The organism is Streptomyces sp. NPDC000941, assembly GCF_053599555.1.
In genome coordinates this window covers 1-19,796 of the sequence record NZ_JBSFMM010000206.1, presented here as the reverse complement: position 1 = coordinate 19,796, position 19,796 = coordinate 1, and the positions used below count along the sequence as shown (strand labels likewise).

General features: G+C 71.2%; 21 protein-coding genes. 11 read left to right on the top strand and 10 right to left on the bottom strand.

Translation table 11 applies throughout. The annotated features are described in order from the left end of the window. Window positions 1-761 (bottom strand): AfsR/SARP family transcriptional regulator (locus ACWDSL_RS42145; protein WP_450493553.1); only part of this gene is annotated, 761 nt, incomplete at its 3' end. Window positions 762-935: 174 nt separating this feature from the next. On the opposite strand from ACWDSL_RS42145, the gene ACWDSL_RS42140 reads away from it, so the two are divergent. Then, window positions 936-1,718 (top strand): site-2 protease family protein, encoded by a 783-nt coding sequence (locus ACWDSL_RS42140; protein ID WP_450493552.1) that lies wholly within the window; start codon window positions 936-938, stop codon window positions 1,716-1,718. 131 nt (window positions 1,719-1,849) lie between these two features. On the opposite strand, the gene ACWDSL_RS42135 is transcribed toward ACWDSL_RS42140, so the two are convergent. From ACWDSL_RS42135 to ACWDSL_RS42110, 6 genes are all read right to left on the bottom strand, one after another. Continuing rightward, window positions 1,850-2,053: a hypothetical protein gene (locus tag ACWDSL_RS42135; RefSeq protein ID WP_450493550.1), complete on the bottom strand. Its 204-nt coding sequence runs from the start codon at window positions 2,051-2,053 to the stop codon at window positions 1,850-1,852. 105 nt (window positions 2,054-2,158) lie between these two features. Continuing rightward, window positions 2,159-2,887 carry an NADPH-dependent F420 reductase gene (gene npdG / locus ACWDSL_RS42130; RefSeq protein ID WP_450493548.1) on the bottom strand — a complete coding sequence of 243 codons (729 nt, stop codon included), beginning with the start codon at window positions 2,885-2,887 and terminating at the stop codon, window positions 2,159-2,161. 42 nt (window positions 2,888-2,929) lie between these two features. Beyond that, window positions 2,930-3,880: a carbohydrate ABC transporter permease gene (locus ACWDSL_RS42125; protein WP_450493547.1), complete on the bottom strand. Its 951-nt coding sequence runs from the start codon at window positions 3,878-3,880 to the stop codon at window positions 2,930-2,932. Then, on the bottom strand, window positions 3,877-4,833 hold the full coding sequence (locus ACWDSL_RS42120) for a carbohydrate ABC transporter permease (protein WP_450493545.1): 957 nt from the start codon (window positions 4,831-4,833) through the stop codon (window positions 3,877-3,879). The genes ACWDSL_RS42125 and ACWDSL_RS42120 overlap by 4 nt, the downstream gene beginning before the upstream one ends. Continuing rightward, complete coding sequence (locus tag ACWDSL_RS42115; RefSeq protein WP_450493544.1) at window positions 4,830-6,185, bottom strand: ABC transporter substrate-binding protein; 1,356 nt, start codon at window positions 6,183-6,185, stop codon at window positions 4,830-4,832. The genes ACWDSL_RS42120 and ACWDSL_RS42115 overlap by 4 nt, the downstream gene beginning before the upstream one ends. Beyond that, window positions 6,182-7,321 carry a sialidase family protein gene (locus tag ACWDSL_RS42110; RefSeq protein WP_450493542.1) on the bottom strand — a complete coding sequence of 380 codons (1,140 nt, stop codon included), beginning with the start codon at window positions 7,319-7,321 and terminating at the stop codon, window positions 6,182-6,184. The genes ACWDSL_RS42115 and ACWDSL_RS42110 overlap by 4 nt, the downstream gene beginning before the upstream one ends. Before the next feature lie 338 nt (window positions 7,322-7,659). Between ACWDSL_RS42110 and ACWDSL_RS42105 the strand changes: the two genes are divergently transcribed. The 3 genes from ACWDSL_RS42105 (at window position 7,660) to ACWDSL_RS42095 (ending at window position 9,914) form a co-directional block, all read left to right on the top strand. Beyond that, window positions 7,660-7,857 (top strand): DUF5708 family protein, encoded by a 198-nt coding sequence (locus ACWDSL_RS42105; RefSeq protein WP_450493540.1) that lies wholly within the window; start codon window positions 7,660-7,662, stop codon window positions 7,855-7,857. Between the two features lie 54 nt (window positions 7,858-7,911). Next, window positions 7,912-8,517 (top strand): hypothetical protein, encoded by a 606-nt coding sequence (locus ACWDSL_RS42100; protein ID WP_450493538.1) that lies wholly within the window; start codon window positions 7,912-7,914, stop codon window positions 8,515-8,517. Between the two features lie 71 nt (window positions 8,518-8,588). Then, window positions 8,589-9,914 (top strand): MFS transporter, encoded by a 1,326-nt coding sequence (locus ACWDSL_RS42095; protein WP_450493536.1) that lies wholly within the window; start codon window positions 8,589-8,591, stop codon window positions 9,912-9,914. 533 nt (window positions 9,915-10,447) lie between these two features. Here the strand turns inward: ACWDSL_RS42095 and ACWDSL_RS42090 are convergent. Continuing rightward, window positions 10,448-10,687, bottom strand: a complete 240-nt coding sequence (locus tag ACWDSL_RS42090; RefSeq protein ID WP_450493534.1) for a hypothetical protein — start codon at window positions 10,685-10,687, stop codon at window positions 10,448-10,450. Between the two features lie 73 nt (window positions 10,688-10,760). Between ACWDSL_RS42090 and map the strand changes: the two genes are divergently transcribed. From map to ACWDSL_RS42065, 5 genes are all read left to right on the top strand, one after another. Beyond that, window positions 10,761-11,618 carry a type I methionyl aminopeptidase gene (gene map / locus ACWDSL_RS42085; protein WP_450493533.1) on the top strand — a complete coding sequence of 286 codons (858 nt, stop codon included), beginning with the start codon at window positions 10,761-10,763 and terminating at the stop codon, window positions 11,616-11,618. A gap of 157 nt (window positions 11,619-11,775) precedes the next feature. Then, on the top strand, window positions 11,776-12,903 hold the full coding sequence (efeO, locus tag ACWDSL_RS42080; RefSeq protein ID WP_450493531.1) for an iron uptake system protein EfeO: 1,128 nt from the start codon (window positions 11,776-11,778) through the stop codon (window positions 12,901-12,903). Between the two features lie 13 nt (window positions 12,904-12,916). Further along, complete coding sequence (efeB, locus tag ACWDSL_RS42075) at window positions 12,917-14,293, top strand: iron uptake transporter deferrochelatase/peroxidase subunit (protein WP_450493529.1); 1,377 nt, start codon at window positions 12,917-12,919, stop codon at window positions 14,291-14,293. 70 nt (window positions 14,294-14,363) lie between these two features. Then, window positions 14,364-15,344: an iron uptake transporter permease EfeU gene (efeU, locus tag ACWDSL_RS42070; RefSeq protein WP_450493527.1), complete on the top strand. Its 981-nt coding sequence runs from the start codon at window positions 14,364-14,366 to the stop codon at window positions 15,342-15,344. Next, the gene (locus ACWDSL_RS42065) at window positions 15,295-16,200 is read left to right on the top strand and encodes a hypothetical protein (RefSeq protein ID WP_450493526.1); all 906 of its coding nucleotides are present in this window, start codon (window positions 15,295-15,297) and stop codon (window positions 16,198-16,200) included. The genes efeU and ACWDSL_RS42065 overlap by 50 nt, the downstream gene beginning before the upstream one ends. 133 nt (window positions 16,201-16,333) lie before the next feature. On the opposite strand, the gene ACWDSL_RS42060 is transcribed toward ACWDSL_RS42065, so the two are convergent. Beyond that, a complete protein-coding gene (locus tag ACWDSL_RS42060) occupies window positions 16,334-17,068 on the bottom strand; it encodes a bifunctional DNA primase/polymerase (RefSeq protein WP_450493524.1) in 735 nt (244 codons plus the stop codon). Between the two features lie 167 nt (window positions 17,069-17,235). On the opposite strand from ACWDSL_RS42060, the gene ACWDSL_RS42055 reads away from it, so the two are divergent. Continuing rightward, window positions 17,236-18,096 (top strand): glycerophosphodiester phosphodiesterase, encoded by an 861-nt coding sequence (locus tag ACWDSL_RS42055; RefSeq protein ID WP_450493522.1) that lies wholly within the window; start codon window positions 17,236-17,238, stop codon window positions 18,094-18,096. Window positions 18,097-18,128: 32 nt separating this feature from the next. Here the strand turns inward: ACWDSL_RS42055 and ACWDSL_RS42050 are convergent, their stop codons facing one another. Next, window positions 18,129-18,770, bottom strand: a complete 642-nt coding sequence (locus ACWDSL_RS42050) for a TetR/AcrR family transcriptional regulator (protein WP_450493520.1) — start codon at window positions 18,768-18,770, stop codon at window positions 18,129-18,131. 178 nt (window positions 18,771-18,948) lie between these two features. On the opposite strand from ACWDSL_RS42050, the gene ddaH reads away from it, so the two are divergent. Beyond that, a complete protein-coding gene (gene ddaH, locus ACWDSL_RS42045; protein ID WP_450493554.1) occupies window positions 18,949-19,743 on the top strand; it encodes a dimethylargininase in 795 nt (264 codons plus the stop codon). Window positions 19,744-19,796 lie beyond the last annotated feature (53 nt).

Genomic DNA, 19,796 nt, shown 5'->3' with positions numbered 1-19,796 from the left:
CCGGGCGGGCGGCGGCCCGCCCGCCCGGGGGGAACCTGCGGCGCCGGGGCCAGCAGCTCGGCGTGGAGCGCGCGCAGGGCGGGGCCGGGGTCCGCGCCGAGCCGGTCCGCGATCTCGACGCGGATCGCCTCGTACGCGGTCAGCGCCTCCGCCGGACGGCCCGCGTCGCGCAGGGCACGGATCCGCAGGGCGTGCAGGGGCTCGTCGAGGGGGTGGGCGGCGCAGTCCTCGGCGAGCTGGGGCAGGGCCTGGTCGGCCCGGCCGAGGGCGAGGTCGGCCGCGATACGGCAGCGACGGGCGTCCAGCCGGCGGGCCTCGGCCCGGGCCGCCGCCGAGCCGCCGCCGGGGAGGTCGGCGAGGGCCGGGCCGCGCCACAGGGCGAGGGCGTCGTCGAGGACGGCGGCGGCCTTGGCCGGGTCGCCCTCGTCCAGGGCCCTGGCCCCCTCGTCCACGAGGCGTTCGAAGCGGTACAGATCGACGTCGTCGCGGTCGGCGCACAGCCGGTAGCCGCCGGGGACCGAGCGCACGGCGTCCTTGCCGAGGGCCCTGCGGAGGCGGCCGACGAGGGCCTGCAGCGCGCCGTTCCCGTCGGCGGGCGGGTCGGCGTCCCAGATCTCCTCGATCAGCGCGCCGGTGGTGTGCGCCCGTCCGGGGTACAGCGCCATTACGGCCAGCAGCGCGCGCAGACGGGTGCCGCCGAGCGCGACGGGGGTGCCGTCGTCGCGACGGGCCTGGGTGGTGCCGAGTATGGCGTAGCGCACCGACCTATTGTCATGCACGGCGGCGGCTGGTCCGCTCAGCTGTTCGCCCCCTTTGACAACAGGCCTTAGCATCTGCCACCGGAACTCACCGCACCTCGGTCGACGTTTCCCGGTCACCGCACCGCGCACACGCCCCGACCGCACAGCCGCACCCCCCACGGAGAGACTTCACGCATGGCCACCGCAGTCAGCCGCCGCAATCGGCGGATCAGTCCCGTGTTCCTCGGCTTGGTCGCGATCATGGGCGTGTCCGGATGGGCGGTGTGGACGGACTTCTCGGCGAGCCCCGGCTTCGCCGTCTTCCTCTTCGTGGTCTCCGGCTGGATCGTGTCGCTGTGCCTGCACGAGTACGCCCATGCGCGCACCGCGCTGCACGGCGGTGACATCTCGATCGGCGCCAAGGGCTATCTGACCCTCAACCCGCTGAAGTACACGCATGTGGCGCTGAGCATCGTGCTGCCCGTGATCTTCGTGATCATGGGCGGCATCGGGCTCCCCGGCGGGGCGGTGTTCATCGAGCGGCACCGCATCCGCGGCCGCTGGAAGCACAGCCTGATCTCGGCCGCCGGGCCTCTGACGAATGTCGCGTTCGCCATCGTGCTGACCGCGCCGTTCTGGCTCGGCGTGGACGGTGTGCCCGAGGTGTTCCGCTACGCGCTCGCGTTCCTGGCGATGCTCCAGGTCACCGCGGCGATCTTGAACTTTCTCCCGATCCCGGGGCTCGACGGGTACGGGGTGATCGAGCCGTGGCTGTCGTACCGCGTACGGCGACAGGTGGAGCCGTACGCTCCGTTCGGCCTGATCGCGGTGTTCGGCGTGCTGTGGATACCGGAGGTCAACACGGTCTTCTTCGACGCCATCGACGCGGTGATGCGGGCGCTGGGCATCTCGGACTGGGAGACGTACTGGGGTCAGCAGTTCTTCCGCTTCTGGAAGGGCGAGCCCCAGCTGTACTAGGCCAATTTTTAGGGCTCCGTTCGCCTCCGGGGCGCCTTAGCCCCTGTCGACGGTCGACCGTGCTCGGCCCTTCGTTCCTCAGGGCCTCCGCGCGCTCTCCCTTTCGACAGCGGCGCGCCCCTTCGGCTCACTCACGCCGCGGCCTCCCGGGCGCCCTCTGCGGCGGCGGCCCGGTCGATCTTGGCCTTGCGCAGGTAGTACCAGGTCATATTGGAGGAGAGGCCCGCGAGCAGGATCCACACGACGCCGATCCAGCTGCCCCGCGCGAAGGACACGACCGCCGCGACGGCGGCGAGAACGCAGACGGCGAGGGCGTAGAGGGCCAGTCGGGGCATGGGGTCGGCTCCTGTCCGGGGGTGTGTCAGTCCCGGACATTGTCCCCCATGCCCCGAGCCCGCGGTCCGTGGCCCCACGCCCCGCCCCCGCTGTCCGTGGCCCGGTCAGACGTCGGTGATCCGCAGGCCCGCGTGCGCCTTGTAGCGGCGGTTCGTCGAGATCAGGTTGGCGACCAGCGACTCGACCTGGTGGGCGTTGCGCAGCCGCCCCGCGAATACGCCCCGCATCCCGGGGATCCGGCCCGCCAGCGCCTGCACCAGGTCCGTATCGGCGCGGCTCTCGCCCAGCACCATCACATCCGTGTCGATCCGCTCGACCTCGGGGTCCTGCAGCAGCACCGCCGACAGATGGTGGAAGGCGGCCGTCACCCGCGAGTCGGGCAGCAGGGCCGCGGCCTGCTCGGCGGCGCTGCCCTCCTCGGGCTTGAGCGCGTAGGCGCCCTTCTTGTCGAAGCCGAGCGGGTTCACACAGTCGACAACGAGCTTGCCGGTCAGCTCCTCGCGCAGCGCCTCCAGGGTCTTGCCGTGGCCCTCCCACGGCACCGCGACGATCACGACATCGCTGCGCCGCGCGCATTCGGCGTTCTCCGCGCCCTCGATGCCGTACTCCGCGCCGCCCAGCTCCTCGGCCGCGGTGCGCGCCCGCTCCGCGGCCCGGGAGCCGATGATGACCTTCTGGCCCACCCGGGCCAGCCGGTACGCCAGCCCGCGCCCCTGGTCGCCGGTGCCGCCGAGCACCCCGACGACCAGGTCGGACACATCGGGCAGCTCCCAGGGGTCCTTGGCCGGGGCCTTCTTCGCAGGAGCCGCGTCACCAGCAGCAGTAGAAGTCATGACAGCGATACTGACACGCCCGATGACGCGGACACGCCCCGGTCACGCCTTGACGCTGCCCTCCGTCAGCCCGGTGCGCCAGTACCTCTGCAGAACCCCCATCAGCACCATCAGCGGCAGTACGGACAGGAAGGCCCCGCCGACCGTGTACTGGTAGAGCTCGGGCTGCCGGTCCGCGTACCCCTGCCAGGAGGTGAGCCCCAGCTGGATCGGGTACAGATCGGAGTCCGAGAGCATCACCAGCGGCAGGAAGAAGTTGTTCCAGATATGCACGAACTGGAACAGGAACACGGTCACCAGCGCCGGGGTCATCAGCCGCAGCCCGAGCGTGGAGAAGATCCGCGCCTCGCCCGCGCCGTCGATCCGCGCCGCCTCCAGCAGTGAGTCGGGCACGGCGGCGGCCGCGTAGATCCGGCACAGATAGACCCCGAAGGGGCTGACCACGCTGGGCAGCAGCACCGCGGCATAGGTGTTGGCGAGCCCCATCTCGCTGAAGAGGAGATACAGCGGGAGGGCGAGTGCGGTGCCCGGGATGAGCACTCCGGCGAGGATGACGTTGAAGATGCCCTCCCGCCCGGGGAAGGGGAACTTGGCCAGGGCGTAGCCGGCGGCGGCCGACAGCAGGGTGGCGGCGAGCGCGCCGACGCCCGCGTACATCAGGCTGTTGGCGAACCAGCGGACGTAGATGCCGTCGTCGTAGGTCAGCACCCGGTGCAGATAGTCGATGGGGTGCGGATCGTGAAACCAGAAGCCGAACGTGCCGAAGAGGTCGCTGCTGGACTTGGTCGACGACACCACGAGCCAGTAGACCGGGACCAGGAAGTAGACGGCCGCGACGGCGAGCAGCGAGAGGGTGATGATGCGGTAGCGCAGCGGCGGCTGCCGGACGTCGCTGCGACGGCCGGGACGGCGCGGCTGGCTCGGCCCGGTGCCCGGCGCCGGGGTGCCGTCGGATCCGTCCGCCGGGATCTGCTGGGTGACCTCGGTGCTCACCTACTCGTCCCGCCCTTCCCCTTGGCCCCTTTGGACCCTCTGGGCTTTTTGGGTTCTCGCTGTCCCACGAGCCTGAGGAAGCTGAAGGACAGTACGCAGGCGACGAGTGCGAGCAGCACCGCCTCGGCCGCCGCGATGTGCTGGTTGTTGCTGGTGAACGCCTCGTTGTAGGCGGCCAGATTGGGTGTGTAGCCGGAGTCGATGGAGTTGCTGAGCGGTTTGAGCACCTTGGGTTCGGCGAACAGCTGGAGGGTGCCGATGATGCTGAAGACGGTGGTCAGCACGAGCGCGGGCCGGATCAGCGGCAGCTTGATGTGCCAGGCGATCTGCCAGGCCCTGGCCCCGTCGATACGCGCCGCCTCGTACAGCTCACCGGGCACGGACTTCAGCTGCGCGATCAGCACCAGCATGTTGTAGCCGGTGAACTGCCAGGTCACGATGTTGGCGATGGACCACAGCACGGTGCCGCGGGACAGGAAGTCCACGTCCCAGCCCGCCGAGTGGGCCATCTCCACCAGGGGGCTGATGCCCGGTACGTAGAGGAAGCCCCACAGGATCGAGGCGATGACGCCGGGCACCCCGTACGGCAGGAAGAAGGCCGTCCGGAAGAAGCCGACCCAGCGGGCGGAGGCCGCCTCCAGCAGCAGTGCGAGCCCGGTGGCCAGCACGATCATCACCGGGATCTGGACGGCGCCGAACAGCAGCACCCGCCCGAATCCGGCGGTGAAGCGGTCGTCCTCCAGTGCGTATGTGTAGTTGGAGAGGCCCGCCCAGACTTCCTTGGTCTCGCCGCCGAGGCCGAGCGCGCCGGTGCGCTCGACCTTCAGCAGACTCTCGTACAGGGCATAGCCGATGGGCGCGATGAAGCACAGCAGGAACAGCGCGAGGAAGGGCAGCAGAAACCCGGCAGCTGCCCGCGCGCTGCGGGCCTCCGTGTGGGTGGGGCGTCTCACCCGGCCTTCACCTGCAGTCCCTTTTCCTTCAGGTCGCTGATCGTGTCGCCCTGCACCTTCTTCAGCACGGACCGGAAGGAGCCGCCGTCGCCCAGGGCCGCGGTGAAGGCGTCGCCGAGCCGCTGGTAGAGGGTGTCGGTGGCCGGGCCCCAGCGCCAGCTGGTGTCCACGCCCTTGCTCGCGGCGTCGAACACCTTGCTGTACTCCTGGCCGCCCATGAAGTCCTTGTGCACATCCAGCTGGGAGGTGGTGTAGCCCTGTTTGGCGGCGGGGGTGCCATAGCCGTTGTCAATAAGGAGCTTGATCGACTCGGGGTCGGTGTTGAGCCAGATCGCGAACTTGAGCGCGTCCTGGGGGTACTTGCTCTTGGCGAAGACCGCGGTGGTGGAGCCGCCCCAGTTGGCGAACGCCCCGTCGCCCTTCTTCCACTGCGGCATGGGCACGACCCGCCACTTTCCGCTGGTCTTCGGGGCGTTGCCGACCAGCAGCGCATCGCCCCAGCTGGCGCCGAGCCAGGAGGCCATCGCGCCGGTCTGGACGTCCTTGTACCAGGCGTTCTGCCGGTCCGGGATGGTCTTGATCAGCTTCTGCTTGACCAGCGCCTCCCAGTAGTCGGCGACCTTACGGGTCGGCTCGTCGTCGATGCTCACCAGCCAGGTGTCGCCCTCGGAGCCGAACCAGCGCGCCCCGGCCTGCCAGGCCAGGCCCGCGAAGCGGTTGCCGTTGGTCGCCGAGAAGGTCTCGATCCAGGCGCCCTTCTTACGGATCGCCTTGGCCGCCGCCTCGTACTCGTCCCAGGTGGTGGGCGGCTCGATGTCCCACTTGTCGAACAGGTCCTGACGGATGAACAGGCCCATCGGCCCTGACGCCTGCGGTACGGCGTAGACCGCCTTGCCGAACACCGACTGCTGCCACTGCCAGCCGACGAACTGGTCCTTGTACTTGTCGACCCCGTACTTGGTGAGGTCCAGCAGCCCGTTGTCGATGAGGAAGCTGGGCACGACCGGGTACTCGATCTGGCCGAGGTCCGGCGGGTTGCCCGCCTTGATCGCGGCGTGCATCTTCGCGTACTGGGCGCCGTCCACGGCCGAGACCTTCTCGACCTCGACCTGAACCTCGGGGTTCTTGCTGTTCCACAGGTCGACGGGCTTGTCGATGCCCGGCACCCAGGACCAGAAGGTCAGCGAGATCTTCTCGCCCTTCTTACGGCCCTTGGGCTCGTCGTCCCCGTCGTCCGAGCCACAGCCCGCGAGGGCGAAGCCGGCCGCCACGGCGGCCGCGCCGCCCAGAACGGCGCGCCGCCCGGGGGCCTGGAGGGGACCGTGAGAACTGTGGTGGTGCATCTTGCTCATACCAGCTCCTTCACCGGAATGCGCCGGAAGGTGATCGTCGAGTAGGCGCTGAAGTCGCCGGTCTCGTACAGCAGTCCGACGGTCGCGCCATCGATCCTGACCAGATCGGAGTAGGCGGCCGGCAGCCCGTCGACGGTGTGCGCGGGCCGCCAGGTGACCCCGCCGTCACGGCTCGCCCGTACGGTCATCAGGGCCCGGTAGCCGGGGTCGGCGGGCCCTGAGAACAGCAGCACGTCCGGGCCCCCGGGGTCGCTCGGACCAACAGGAAGGTCCAGGTGCAGCACGCTGCCCTCGACGACCGGCGCGACCAGCCCGGCCTGTGGCCTGAAGGGCTTGGTGAGGGTCGCGCCGCCGTCGGACGAGTAGGCGTCGGCCCGGTTGCCGGGCGCGTTCGCGTCGCTGCGGGTGTTGAAGTAGACGCGGCCATCTGGGAGTTCGGCCGCGGTGGTCTCGTTCGCGTTGATGTAGCCGTCGGGGTTGTCCTCGACGTATCCGATCCGCCAGGTGGCGCCGTCGTCGTCGCTGAGCAGATCGTGCCCGCCGTCGTACTTCCCCTCGGCCCCGGTGTCCCCGGCCACGGTCGGCGGCGTCGAGTGGTTGCCGGGGACGACGATCCGGCCCGGCCAGGAGCCATGGCGTAACCGCAGGGCGTGGCCGGGCGTGGTGGCGTACCAGCGCCACTCCGGCCGCTTCGCCTCACCGGTGATCTCCCGGGCCGCGCTCCAGCTCGCCCCGTCGTCGTCGCTGTGCGTCACCCACACCCGACGCCCGTCGGCCGCGGACACCTCGCCGAGCCGGATCCGGGTCTCGGTGGCGGAGGCGGCGCTGGTCACATGGACCAGGACGACCCGGCCGCCGGCGGTGACCACGGGCGCCGGATTCCCGGCCGTGCCGTCGCCGTGCTGCGCGACGACCTGTAAGGGCCCCCAGGTCCGGCCGCCGTCGGCCGAACGCCTGAGGACGAGGTCGATGTCGCCGTGGTCGGCGGAGGACCCCACCCGCCCCTCGGCGAAGGCCAGGAGCGTCCCGGCCGCCGTCGCCACCACCGCCGGAATGCGGTAGCTCGCATACCCGTCGGCCCCCGCCCGGAACGGCACGGAGACCTCGTACGCGCGCGCTGCCACACCGCTTGCCATCCGACCCCCTTCCCGCTCAGTCTCGCGGCGCTTCTATGCGCGGGCTTCCCTCGTCACTGCTCGCTCCTCCGTCGCTGCGCGGCTCCTCAGTCCAGCCCGCACAGCGCCCCGAGACACGCTCGTTCCGCCGATGCCCCGTTGCAATCGAGTGCCGCCGCTGAAAATGACCGGACGTAGGACGTCCCTTGTGTGCGGCGACCTTAGGGTTCGCCTCACAGAGCGTCAAGGGACGGCACATGAACACTTGGCGGTGGATCCGTCGAAAGATGCAGGGAGCCGCCTCCGATCTCGTCCGCCGGGCGGAGGTTCCGTCAGGCGGCCGCCCATAGCGTCGCGTTATGACCAACGCTCTCAAGCAGCTCCTGGAAGGAAGCGCCACTCTCGCCGTCGGGCTGGCGCTGTGGCTGTTCGCCGGGGACGTCGAACTCCACGTCATAACCCTCACCAAGGTCGGGTTCGTGATGATGTGCTGGGGCGGCGCCCAGCTGCTCTACGGTTCGTATCTGAGCCTGGGCGGACAACGCTCAAAGGGGTGAGACCGGCCCGAATCGCCCCCGCCGCCCCGCGCGGCCCGGCAGGATCCCCATGCCATGGACGCCGTACGGGTCGCGCTGCTGCGCGACGTACTCGCCGGAACCGAATGGCTGCGCGCCACCCGCCGCTTCGCGGGCTCCCTGCGGGCCTCGGTCGAGCCGCGCGGGGGCGGGTTGCTGCTGGTCGGCAGCGAGGAGTACGAGCCCTGGCACCTGGCCGCGCACCTCGACGACGAGGCCGCCTGGTCCGGTCTGCCCGAGCTGTCCCCCACCCTCGTACGCCACCGGGTTCCAGGCGGCGCGGTCCCCGCGCATCTGTCCGTCGGCCTCGGCCGGCTGGAGCGCGCCAGGCGCGGCGAGACGCTGCTCGTGGTCGCGCCGGACGACCCGGGGGCCGGACTGCTGGAGCGGGTGCACGGTGCGCGCCGGAGCGGGGCCACCGTGCTCGCCCTCGACGGCGGCCACGCCGAACTGCACGCCCTCGCGCATGACGCGCTGGCCGCCCCGGCCGATGCGGGCCTCGATCTGGACACCCTCCAGCACCTGGTCAGCGCCGCCGCCGGGGAGAACGGCCCGCCCGCGCCGCCCGGCCGCCACCGCTTCCGCGACCGCCTCGCCCGGCTGGCCGACCGGCTGACGGCCCCGCCACCGGCCCCCTGGTAGACCCGGTGGAGCGGCATGGCGGGAAAAATTCGTTTGTGGACGGCACGGACGGCGCTTGAGCATGTCCCCTTGTGACGGACGATCCACATCCCCCGCCGCCGGGGGCGCGTTGGCGTGCCCTGCTGCCCGATCTCGCGCCCTGGCGCTCCTCCCGCGACTTCCGCCTGTTGTGGACCGCGGGCCTGGTGACCTCCTTCGGCACCTTCCTGACCATGGTGGCGCTGCCGCTGCAGATCAAGGAGTTGACCGGGTCGGCCCTCGCCGTCGGCGCGATCGGCGCGGTCGAGCTGGTGCCGCTCATCGTCTTCGGCCTGTACGGCGGGGCGCTCGCCGACGCCGTCGACCGCCGAAAGCTGATCCTGCTCACCGAGGCGGGCCTGGGCCTGCTGTCGGCGCTGCTGCTGGCGAACAGCCTGCTGCCCGACCCCATGCTGTGGCCGCTGTACGTCGTGGCTGCCCTGACCAGCGCGCTCACCGGGCTGCAGCGCCCGGCCCTCGACTCGATCACGGTCCGCATCGTCCCGCACGACCAGCTCACCGCGGCCGCCGCGCTGAGCGCGCTCCGCTGGCAGCTGTCCGCCGTCGCGGGCCCCTCGCTCGCGGGCATCGTCGTCGCGTACGCCGGGCTGCCCTTCGCCTACGGCCTGGACCTGCTGACCTTCGCCGTCTCGATCCTCCTCGGGCTCGGCCTCAAGCCCGCGGCACCCGCCCACGACGCGGAGCAGCCGTCGCTGCGGGCGATCGGCGAGGGCGCGCGCTACGCCTGGCGGCGCAAGGAACTGCTCGGCACGTATGCGGTGGACATGGCGGCCATGCTGTTCGCCTTCCCGAACGCGATCTTCCCCTTCCTCGCCGACGAACTGGACGCGCCCTGGTCGCTCGGCCTGATGTACGCGGCCGGGTCGGTGGGCTCCATCGTGGTGAGCGTGACCAGCGGCTGGGCCTCACGGGTGCACCGGCACGGCCGGCTGGTCGTGCTCAGCGCGGCGCTGTGGGGCGCGGCGATGGCCGTGGCGGGATGGCTGCCGAACGTCTGGCTGGTGCTGCTGTGCCTGGCGGTGGCGGGCGCGGCGGACATGGTCAGCGGGCTGTTCCGCTCGACGATGTGGAACCAGACGATCCCCGACGAGCTGCGGGGCCGCCTGGCGGGCATCGAGCTGCTGTCGTACGCGACGGGCCCACAGCTGGGCCAGGTCCGGGCCGGCGGCATGGCCGGCCTGGTCGGCGTACGAGCCTCGGTGTGGACGGGCGGCCTGGCCTGCGTCGCCTCCATCGGCCTCCTGGCGCTGACCCTGCCGAAGCTCATGACGTACGACGCAAGGACAGACGAACACGCGCGCCACGTCCGCGAGCGACGCGAGACGGCAGGCGCGAGGGTGGCGGACGCGGCGGCGTAGGCCGCGGCCCGGCGGCGGACGCGGCGGCAGCGTAGACCGCGGCCCGGCGGGCGCGCGGCCCGCGGGTCGTCCGGGCGCGGGCCCACGAGGTGCCGCTCCGACACGGCCCAGCGTCCCGCCCCCGACACGGTCCGGCGGGGCGGGGCGCAGCCCCGCCGGCGCAAGGCCGGGCGCGGCCGGGCGCGCCGCAGCAGGGCCCGGGATCACGGCTCCGGCGGGCGCGGCAGGACCAGCAGCACCGGCACGGCCCGGAAGGGCCGACAAGGCCGGCGGCACCGGCACGGACCAGCGCAGCCCGGCGGGACCAGCGGGACCGGGTGCGCCGCGGCAGGCACAGGGGCGCAGGTCCGGCAGGTCCGGCGCGGCCGGGCGCAGGGGCGCGGATCCGGTGGCTCCGGCGGGTCCCGGTACGCCGCGCCAGGGCACCCGAACGCGGCCCGGGTGGTCCGGCAGGCCCGGCAGGCCCGGGCCGCCCGGGCGTGGTCCCAGCAGGGGCCGCGATGCGGCTCCGCCGCATCGTCGGCCCCCTGCGGTCAGCCCTCGTCCCGCGTGTCCTCGCCCCGCGTGGGCTCATCGCGCCATCGTGGGTCGGTCTCCCACTCCGCGTTCCGCTCCGCGGTCAGCTCCATCGCGTGCTGGGCCTCGGTGCGGGTCGGGTAGGGTCCCAGCCGGTCGGCGGCCCGGCATTCCGGGCCTTCCTCGACCTTCTGGTGCTTGATGCAGTAGTACCACTCGCCCGGCTTCCCCACGGTCCGCTTCTTGAACAGCGCCATCGCGGCCCTCCCGCCCTCTTCTCTACCTGTTTCCCGCCATGCTGCCCGATGCGCCGCCGATACACTCGCTGACATGTCTGGCCAGTCGCTTCTTGTCCCGGGAAAGCTCTCTCCCGTCCGCCCGGTCCCCGCCTCGATCCCCCGCCCCGAGTACGTCGGCAAAGAGGGCCCGACGCCGTATACGGGGTCCGAGGTGCAGGACGCCGAAACGATCGAGCGGATGCGGATCGCGGGCGGGATCGCCGCGCGGGCGATGGCGGAGGCCGCGAGCCGGATCGCGCCGGGCGTCACCACGGATGAGCTGGACCGGGTGGCGCACGAGTATCTGTGCGACCACGGCGCGTACCCCTCGACGCTGGGCTACCGCGGTTTCCCCAAGTCGCTGTGCTCCTCCGTCAACGAGGTCATCTGCCACGGCATCCCGGACTCGACCGTGCTGCGCGACGGCGACATCGTGAACCTCGATGTGACCGCGTACATCGGCAGCGTGCACGGCGACACCAACGCCACCTATCTGTGCGGCGCGGTGGACGACGAGTCGCGGCTGCTGGTCGAGCGCACCCGGGAGTCCCTGAACCGCGCGATCAAGGCGGTCAAGCCGGGCCGCCGTATCAACATCATCGGCCGTGTCATCGAGTCGTACGCCAAGCGCTTCGGCTACGGCGTGGTCCGCGACTTCACGGGCCACGGCATCAACTCGTCGTTCCACTCCGGCCTGATCGTCCCGCACTACGACAGCCCGCATCACACCACCGAGATCAAGCCGGGGATGACCTTCACGATCGAGCCGATGCTGACGCTCGGCACCTACGAGTACGACATGTGGGACGACGGCTGGACGGTCGTCACCAAGGACCGGAAGCGGACGGCGCAGTTCGAACACACGCTTGTGGTGACCGACACAGGTGCGGAGATTCTGACCCTGCCATAGGGGCGTATTACTAATTTTTTACTCTCGGCTTACGGATTCTTGGGGCTGAGCTGGAGCTGGGTAGGTAAGCCTCAGTTAAGTTAGGGCGGCCTATCCGGCCCCTGTCTCGACATGCCGCCATGTCGGCATGCTGCCCGATCTCGACTGGAGTCCGTTTATGAGAGCCGCCCGCTCTTCCGCCGTCACCGCCATCGCGGCGGTGGCCTCGCTGGCCGCCGTGTCCGGCTGTGCCGAGAAGTCCGACGCCAAGGGCTCCGACGCGGTCCAGATCACGGCGTCCGACGACAAGTGCGAGGTCTCCAAGACCAAGTTCCCGGCCGGGCACGTCAAGCTCGCGGTGGAGAACAAGGGCTCCAAGGTCACCGAGGTGTACGTCTACGCGCCCGGCGACCGGATCGTCACCGAGCGGGAGAACATCGGCTCCGGCCTCAAGGCCAGCATCACCGCCGAGATCAAGGCGGGCACCTACGAGATCGCCTGCAAGCCCGGTATGAAGGGCCACGGCATCCGCCAGAAGGTGACCGTGACCGGCGGCAAGGTCGCCAAGCGGAACCCGCAGCTGGACAAGGCCGTGGCCGACTACCGCGCCTACGCGCAGGCCCAGGCCGACGAGACGCTGCCCAAGGCGCAGGCGTTCGCGGACGCGGTCAAGAAGGGCGACCTGGAGGCCGCCAAGAAGGCGTACGCGCCCTCGCGCGTCGGCTGGGAGCGGACCGAGCCGGTCGCCGAGTCCTTCGGCGACATCGACCCGAAGGTCGACATCCGCGAGGACGGTCTGGAGAAGGGCCAGAAGTGGACCGGCTGGCACCGGCTCGAGAAGTCCCTGTGGAAGGACAAGAAGATCACCGCCGAGGACAAGACCCTCGCGGACCAGCTGATCAAGGACCTCAAGGACTGGCAGAAGCGGGTCGGCACGGCGGACATCACCCCCACCGGCATGGCCAACGGCGCCAAGGAACTCCTCGACGAGGTGCAGACCGGCAAGGTCACCGGTGAGGAGGAGCGCTACAGCCACACCGACCTGGTCGACTTCGAGGGCAATGTCGACGGCGCCCAGAAGTCGTACCAGCTGCTCAAGCCGGTGGCCTCGGAGAACGACCCGGCCCTGACCAAGGACCTGGACAAGCAGTTCGCGGCGGTGAAGAAGCTGCTCGACAAGTACCGCGAGGGCGACGGGTTCGTGTCGTACGACACCGTCGGCGAGGCCAAGCGCAAGGAGCTGTCGGACGCGGTCAACTCCCTGGCCGAGCCGCTGTCCAAGCTCGCCGCGGCCGTGGCGAAGTAGGGGCGCGCCGACCATGACCGACCAGCCCACGAGCGACGACAAGCCCGCGACCGTCGACCGGTCCACGAGCGACGACCGGTCCGCCACCGACCAGCCCGAGATCGCCGGCCAGTCCGCGACCGACGACCAGCCCGCAGCCGCCCGCCGCACCGTCCCCTCCCGCCGCGCCCTGCTCGGCTGGGGCGGCGCCGGGCTCGCGCTGGGCGCCGCGGCGGGTGGGGGCGCCGCGGCCGCCCTCGGCAACTCCGACGCGACCGCCCAGCCGGTGGCCGACAGCGGGGCCGCGGTGCCCTTCTACGGCGCGCACCAGGCCGGGATCTCCACCGCCGTACAGGACCGGCTGCACTTCGCGGCCTTCGACGTCACCACCGACGACCGCGACGAGCTGATCGCGCTCCTGAAGGAGTGGACGAAGGCGGCCGCCCGGATGACGCAGGGCCACGCGGTCGGCGGCGGCGCGGTCGGCGGGCTCGCCGAGGCCCCGCCGGACGACACGGGCGAGGCGCTGGGGCTCAAGCCGTCCCGGCTGACCCTCACCTTCGGCGTCGGGCCGTCCCTCTTCAAGGACAAGAAGGGCAAGGACCGCTTCGGCCTCACCGGGCGCCGCCCGGAGGCCCTGGGCGAGCTGCCCGCGTTCCCCGGCGACAACCTGGACGCCGCGCGCAGCGGCGGCGATCTGTGCGTCCAGGCGTGCGCGGACGACCCGCAGGTGGCGGTGCACGCGATCCGCAACCTGGCCCGTATCGGCATGGGCAAGGTCGCGATCCGCTGGTCGCAACTGGGCTTCGGCAAGACGTCCTCGACGACGCCGGACGCGCAGACCCCGCGCAACATGATGGGGTTCAAGGACGGCACCCGGAACATCGCCGGCACCGACTCCGCGGCCCTGGACAAGCATGTGTGGGTGGGGGCCAAGGCCGGCCCCGAGTGGCTGGTCGGCGGCTCGTACCTGGTCGCCCGCCGGATCCGGATGCACATCGAGACCTGGGACCGCACCTCCCTGCAGGAGCAGGAGGACGTCTTCGGGCGCACCAAGGGTGAGGGCGCGCCCATCGGCAAGCCACGCGAGCGCGACGAGCCGCTGCTGAAGGCGATGCTGCCCACCGCGCATGTCCGCCTCGCCCACCCGGACTCCAACGGCGGGGTGCGGATCCTGCGCCGCGGCTACTCCTTCACCGACGGTACGGACGGCCTGGGGCGGCTGGACGCGGGGCTGTTCTTCCTCGCGTACCAGCGGGACGTGCGGCAGGGGTTCATCCCCGTGCAGCAGAAGCTGGCGCGCAACGACGCGCTCAACGAGTACATCCAGCACGTGGGTTCGGCGCTGTTCGCCGTCCCGCCGGGCGTCCGCAGCGCGGACGACTGGTGGGGACGGGCGCTGTTCACCTGAGCGGCCCGAGAAGTACGAACGGCCCGAGAAGAACAAGCGGCCCGAGAAGCACAACAGAAAGGCCAACCTCGTGTTCGGCAACTACCTGATCGGACTGCGCGAAGGACTGGAAGCCAGCCTGGTCGTCTGCATCCTCGTCGCCTATCTGGTCAAGACCGACCGCCGGAAGGCGCTGCTGCCGGTCTGGCTGGGCATCGGCGTCGCGGTCACGGTGAGCCTGGGCTTCGGCGCGGCGCTGCAGTTCGGCTCGCAGGAGCTGACCTTCAAGGCCCAGGAGGCGCTGGGCGGTTCGCTGTCCATCGTGGCGGTCGGCCTGGTGACCTGGATGGTGTTCTGGATGCGGCGCACCGCCCGGCATCTGAAGGCCGAGCTGCACGGCAAACTGGACGCGGCGCTCGCGATGGGCACCGGTGCGCTGGTGGTGACCGCCTTCCTGGCGGTGGGCCGCGAGGGCCTGGAGACCGCGCTGTTCGTCTGGGCGGCGGTGCAGAAGACCAGCGACGACGGCACGTCGCAGCCGCTGATCGCGGTGGTGCTGGGGCTGCTCACCGCGGTGCTGATGGGCTGGCTGTTCTACCGCGGCGCGCTGAAGATCAACCTGGCCAAGTTCTTCACCTGGACCGGCGGCATGCTGGTCGTCGTGGCGGCGGGCGTGCTCGCGTACGGCTTCCACGACCTTCAGGAGGCGGAATTCCTCCCCGGTCTGCACAGCCAGGCCTTCGACATCACCGAAACCGTCCCGCCGGACTCCTGGTACGGCACCCTGCTCAAGGGCGTCTTCAACTTCCAGGCCGACCCGACCGTTCTGCAGGTCACGGTGTGGCTGCTGTATGTGGTCCCCACGCTCGCCTTCTTCCTGCTCCCCGGTAGGGTTGCGCCGACCAGAGCAGTCCCGAAGGAGCCCAAGTCCGATGACACGCAGGTCACAGCGTCGGCGGCGCGCAGTTCCGACAGCCGCGGCAGCAGCGGCGGTGACGCTGGCGATGACGCTGACAGGCTGCATGACGGTGCACGGCGAGCGGGAGAACATCCCGTCCATCGCGAAGGGTGAGGCGCCCAAGGCGCTCAAGCGGTTCACGGACGTCTACAACAAGTCCTACAGCGAGCTGGATCCGGCGCTGGCGGGCCAGGTCCAGACCGGCCCGCTGCTGGACATCAGCGCCGCCGACCTGAAGGCGCAGCACGCCGACAAGCCCGGCGGGAACCCCGATTACCCGCCGCTGAAGCTGGGCGACGCGCGTTACGTCATACCCAAGCAGGTCGGCTGGCCGAAGTTCTTCGTGGCGAACACCGAGAGCAACCGCGACGACAACCGCTGGCTGCTGGTCTTCACGCGGGACGGGGCGAACGAGCCGTGGAAGGCCGCGTATCTGTCGATCCTCAGTCAGGACGAGGTGCCGGCCTTCCAGATCGACAAGGACGGCTGGGCGAAGTCCGTACCGGCCGAGGGGGCCACGCCCAAGCTGGCGTCGCGCCCGGGCGAGCTCAGCGCCGAGTACACCGAGTATCTGATGACCGGCAAGGGCGAGGTCTTCGCGGACAGCCAGGCGACGTCGGGGCTGCGGACCTCGCGGCAGAAGTTCCTGCGTACCCCGAAGTTCTGGACCGAGTACATCGACACGGCCGCGCAAGGCGCCCGCTATGCCCCGGTGGGGCTGCGCCTGAGCGACGGCGGGGCGCTGGTCTTCTTCACCTCCCACCACCGGCAGAAGCAGACGATGGCCAAGGGCTACCGGCCCAACCCCACCCCGCAGATCAAGGCGCTGATGACCGGCGAGGCGAAGAAGTCGGTGACCTTGACCCGGGTGTCGGAGTCGGCGGTACGGGTGCCGGCGAAGGACGCGGCGGACCCGAAGGTGGTGTTCCTCAACCGGCTGGAGGGCGTGACGGCGGCGAAGGGCGAGTAGGTCCCGCTGAGCCCACTGAACTGAGCAGGGCCCGCTGAAGCATGGCCCTGCTGAGCCCGCTGAGCAGGGCCCCACTGAGCGGGCCCCCACTCCCCCGGCGACTCCTGGCGCTGCCCCGTCCCGCCCCGTCCCGTCAGCGTCCTATCGGCCAGGCGTGCGACTCGTGCTCATGCCCCTCGTCCGCGAGCCGGGCGCACGCGTCGGTCAGCGACTCCAGCAGCGACAGCGGATCCGGCAGCGGCCGCTCCGGGCCGAGCAGCCAGGCCACCTGGCCGTCCTCCGACAGCCGCGCGGGCGGCAGCAGCACATAGCTGCCCCGGCAGTGCCAGCGCAGCCCGGGGTGCTCGTCCATCGTCTCGGGATGGCAGTCCAGCTCGCACGGCCACCACTCGTCCTCGTCCTCCGGCGTGCCGCGGGTGGCCGTGAAGAACAGCATGCGCTCCTGGTGATCGACGCCGATGGTGGCGACGGGACCGACCTCGACACCAGCCTCGCCCAGCCGCTCCAGGGCCAGCCGGCCGGCGGCCACGGGCACGTCCAGCACGTCGTGGGCCATACCGGTGGCGGTGATGAAGTTCGCCTCGGGGTCGCTCCGCAGCCACCGCGCGACCTTCTCCGGGTCGGTGGACGCCTGCGTCTGCCAGGCGAAGGAGACGGGGTGCCGGGCCGGGGTCGGACAGCCGATACGGTCGCAGGAACAGCCGTAGCCGGAGGGGTGGGCCGCCGGTGCGAGCGGGAACCCGGCGGCGGCAGCGGCCATGAGCAGATCCTCGCGGGCGCCTGCCGCGCCCGCCCCCGTGCCCGTGTCGCCGCCCGCACCGCTCCGCGGCCGACGCAGCCACTGGGAGAACCTGCCCTTGCGTTCCATCTACCGCCTCGCTTCCCCACCGGTACCGCCGAATACCGACCCAATGCTCTTAATGCTGCCACCATCCTGCTCCGGAGGTGGCCGGTGTCCGCATCCGGGGTGCACAGGACGCCCCTCTGGGTGCGGATATCAGGCATAACCGAACTGGCGCCCCTAGCGTTCCCTTTATGGTCACGAGGTCTCTACTGACTGGTATAGCGGTCCTCACCCTGGCCGTGCCGGCCGCTGCGCCGACCACCGGACCGGCCGCCGCGCCGACCGCCGAACCGCCCGTCCCGTCCGGGCGGCGCAGCGGGTTCCCGACTGCCGCTTCGCTCCCGCCGATCACCTACGTGGCGCACCGCGGCGGCTCCCTGGAAGTCCCCGAGAACAGCATGTCCGGCCTGACCGCCGCCTATGAGCGGGCCGCCGCCCAGGTCCTGGACTTCGACACCAGGATGCTGCGGGACGGCACGCTCGTGGTGATGCACGACGCGACGCTGGACCGTACGACGTACTCGACCGGCCCGGTGAAGTCGCTCACCGCCGCCCAGTGGCGCTCCATACGGCTGCGGCCTGGCCCCCGGCTGCCCGGCCTGTGGCTGCCCGAGGCGCCGCCGACCGTCGGCGAGGCGCTGGACCGCTTCGGCAGGCACAAGGTGCTGATGGTGGAGGCGAAGGACCCCGACAGCCTGCCCCGTCTGTCCGCGATGATCCACGAGCGCGGCCTGACCCGCTCCGTCTTCGTCAACACCAACCGCCTCCGGGTGGCCAGGCAGGCCCACCGGATGGGGCTGCTGACGCAGCTGTGGCGCTCTGCACAGCAGCTGCGCAAGGACCGGCCCCGCATGTGGCGGGGGTTCGTGGATCTGCTGGACGTCGACTACCAGGCACGGAAGAAGGACCTGCGGCGGGCGGTGACCTCCGGCATACGCCGAGTGTGGGCCCATACGGTGAACACGCCCGAGGCGCGGGACCGGATGCTGCGGCTGGGCTGCGGCGGCATCATCTCGGACGCGCCGACGCTGCTGACGCGGACGGCGCGCTGATCTCGCGGATCACCTGTCGCCGATCTCGCGGATCACTTCTTGAGGATCCCCCGCAGCGCCGTATCGACCACCGCGTCCGCGTAGTCGTGGCTGAGCGGATGGGTGCGCAGCAGCCAGCGGTGGGTCAGCGGGCCGCACACCAGCTCGACGACGACGTCCGGGTCGACGTCCCGCCCGATCTGCCCGGCGTTCTGCGCGGCCCGCAGCCGCTCGGCGAGCAGCCGCAGCCCCGGTTCCAGGACCCGGGCCACGAAGTGGGCGCCGAGCTCGGGGTTCACCAGACCCTCGGCGGTCAGCGCGCGGGCGGGCAGGTCGTACGCGGGGGCGTTCATCTGGTCGACGGCCCCCCGCAGCACGAGCTTGAGGTCCGCCTCCAGGTCCCCGGTGTCGGGCAGCGCGGGCTCGCCGCCCTCGGGGGGCTCGCCCCCGGATGTCTCCCCCTGGGCGGTGAAGGCGTCGAGCAGCACCGCGGCCTTGGAGGGCCACCAGCGGTAGATCGTCTGCTTGCCGACCCCGGCGCGGGCCGCGATGGCCTCGATGGTCAGCCGGGGGTAGCCCATCTCGCCGATGAGCTCCAGGGCGGCGTCGAGGATCGCCCGGCGTGCGCGTTCGCTGCGGCGGGCGGAGTCGGGCGCCGCCTTGTCGGCTGCCTTGTCGGCTGCTTTGTCGGCCATGGCGGACAACCTATCGACCTCTCTAAACCATCCATACGGCTCATGCCCCGGGCGGGGGCCGGGGCGCACCATATGTCCAGGACCGCGTACGACGATCCGTACGGGCCTGCAATCCCGTGAGGAGCCATCCTTGTCCTTGCGCACCCCTGAGCGCCGTGCCACCGCGCGCCGCTATCTGATGTGTCCGCCGACCCACTTCCGGGTCACCTACTCCATCAACCCCTGGATGGACCCGGCCAAGCCCGTGGACCTCCCGCTCGCGCTCGCCCAGTGGGAGGACCTGCGCGACCGCTACCGCTCCCTCGGCCACACCGTCGAGAAACTGCCGCCCCGGCCCGACCTCCCCGACATGGTCTACGCGGCGAACGGCGCGACCGTCGTCGACGGCCGTGTCCTCGGCGCCCGCTTCGCCCATCCCGAACGCACCGGCGAGGCGGCGGCCCACCTGGAGTGGTTCCGCGCCCACGGCTACGCGCGGGTGCGCGAGCCCGAGCACGTCAACGAGGGCGAGGGCGACTTCGCCGTGACCGCGTCCTGGCTGCTGGCGGGCCGTGGCTTCCGCAGCAGTCCGCTCTCGCACCCGGAGGCGCAGGAGTTCTTCGGCCGCCCGGTGCTCGGCCTGGACCTCGTCGATCCGCGCTACTACCACCTCGATACGGCGCTGTGCGTGCTCGACGACACGACGGACACGGAGATCATGTACTACCCCGGCGCCTTCTCCCCCGGCAGCCGGGCCGTGCTCGCCCGTCTCTTCCCCGACGCGATCATCGCCACGGAGGCGGACGCCTCGTCCCTCGGGCTCAACGCCGTCAGCGACGGCCGTCATGTCGTACTCCCCCAAGCGGCGGCCGGACTCTTCGGCCCCCTGCGCGAACGGGGCTACGAGCCGATCGCCATGGACCTGAGCGAGCTGCTCAAGGGCGGCGGCAGCGTGAAGTGCTGCACGCAGGAACTACGAGATCCGGGCCGTTAGGCCCGGGCCCGCCGGGGTCCCGCCGGGGTCCCGGCGTCCCTCAGCGCCTGGGG

What these genes read in the sequence shown, in the direction of transcription:
- ACWDSL_RS42140 (WP_450493552.1), top strand. Translation starts at nt 936, where the DNA reads ATGGCCACCGCAGTCAGCCGCCGCAATCGGCGGATCAGTCCCGTGTTC.
- ACWDSL_RS42135 (WP_450493550.1), bottom strand. Translation starts at nt 2,053, where the DNA reads ATGCCCCGACTGGCCCTCTACGCCCTCGCCGTCTGCGTTCTCGCCGCC.
- npdG (WP_450493548.1), bottom strand. Translation starts at nt 2,887, where the DNA reads ATGACTTCTACTGCTGCTGGTGACGCGGCTCCTGCGAAGAAGGCCCCG.
- ACWDSL_RS42115 (WP_450493544.1), bottom strand. Translation starts at nt 6,185, where the DNA reads ATGAGCAAGATGCACCACCACAGTTCTCACGGTCCCCTCCAGGCCCCC.
- ACWDSL_RS42110 (WP_450493542.1), bottom strand. Translation starts at nt 7,321, where the DNA reads ATGGCAAGCGGTGTGGCAGCGCGCGCGTACGAGGTCTCCGTGCCGTTC.
- ACWDSL_RS42105 (WP_450493540.1), top strand. Translation starts at nt 7,660, where the DNA reads ATGACCAACGCTCTCAAGCAGCTCCTGGAAGGAAGCGCCACTCTCGCC.
- ACWDSL_RS42100 (WP_450493538.1), top strand. Translation starts at nt 7,912, where the DNA reads ATGGACGCCGTACGGGTCGCGCTGCTGCGCGACGTACTCGCCGGAACC.
- ACWDSL_RS42090 (WP_450493534.1), bottom strand. Translation starts at nt 10,687, where the DNA reads ATGGCGCTGTTCAAGAAGCGGACCGTGGGGAAGCCGGGCGAGTGGTAC.
- map (WP_450493533.1), top strand. Translation starts at nt 10,761, where the DNA reads ATGTCTGGCCAGTCGCTTCTTGTCCCGGGAAAGCTCTCTCCCGTCCGC.
- efeO (WP_450493531.1), top strand. Translation starts at nt 11,776, where the DNA reads ATGAGAGCCGCCCGCTCTTCCGCCGTCACCGCCATCGCGGCGGTGGCC.
- efeB (WP_450493529.1), top strand. Translation starts at nt 12,917, where the DNA reads ATGACCGACCAGCCCACGAGCGACGACAAGCCCGCGACCGTCGACCGG.
- ACWDSL_RS42065 (WP_450493526.1), top strand. Translation starts at nt 15,295, where the DNA reads ATGACGGTGCACGGCGAGCGGGAGAACATCCCGTCCATCGCGAAGGGT.
- ACWDSL_RS42060 (WP_450493524.1), bottom strand. Translation starts at nt 17,068, where the DNA reads ATGGAACGCAAGGGCAGGTTCTCCCAGTGGCTGCGTCGGCCGCGGAGC.
- ACWDSL_RS42055 (WP_450493522.1), top strand. Translation starts at nt 17,236, where the DNA reads ATGGTCACGAGGTCTCTACTGACTGGTATAGCGGTCCTCACCCTGGCC.
- ACWDSL_RS42050 (WP_450493520.1), bottom strand. Translation starts at nt 18,770, where the DNA reads ATGGCCGACAAAGCAGCCGACAAGGCAGCCGACAAGGCGGCGCCCGAC.
- ddaH (WP_450493554.1), top strand. Translation starts at nt 18,949, where the DNA reads ATGTGTCCGCCGACCCACTTCCGGGTCACCTACTCCATCAACCCCTGG.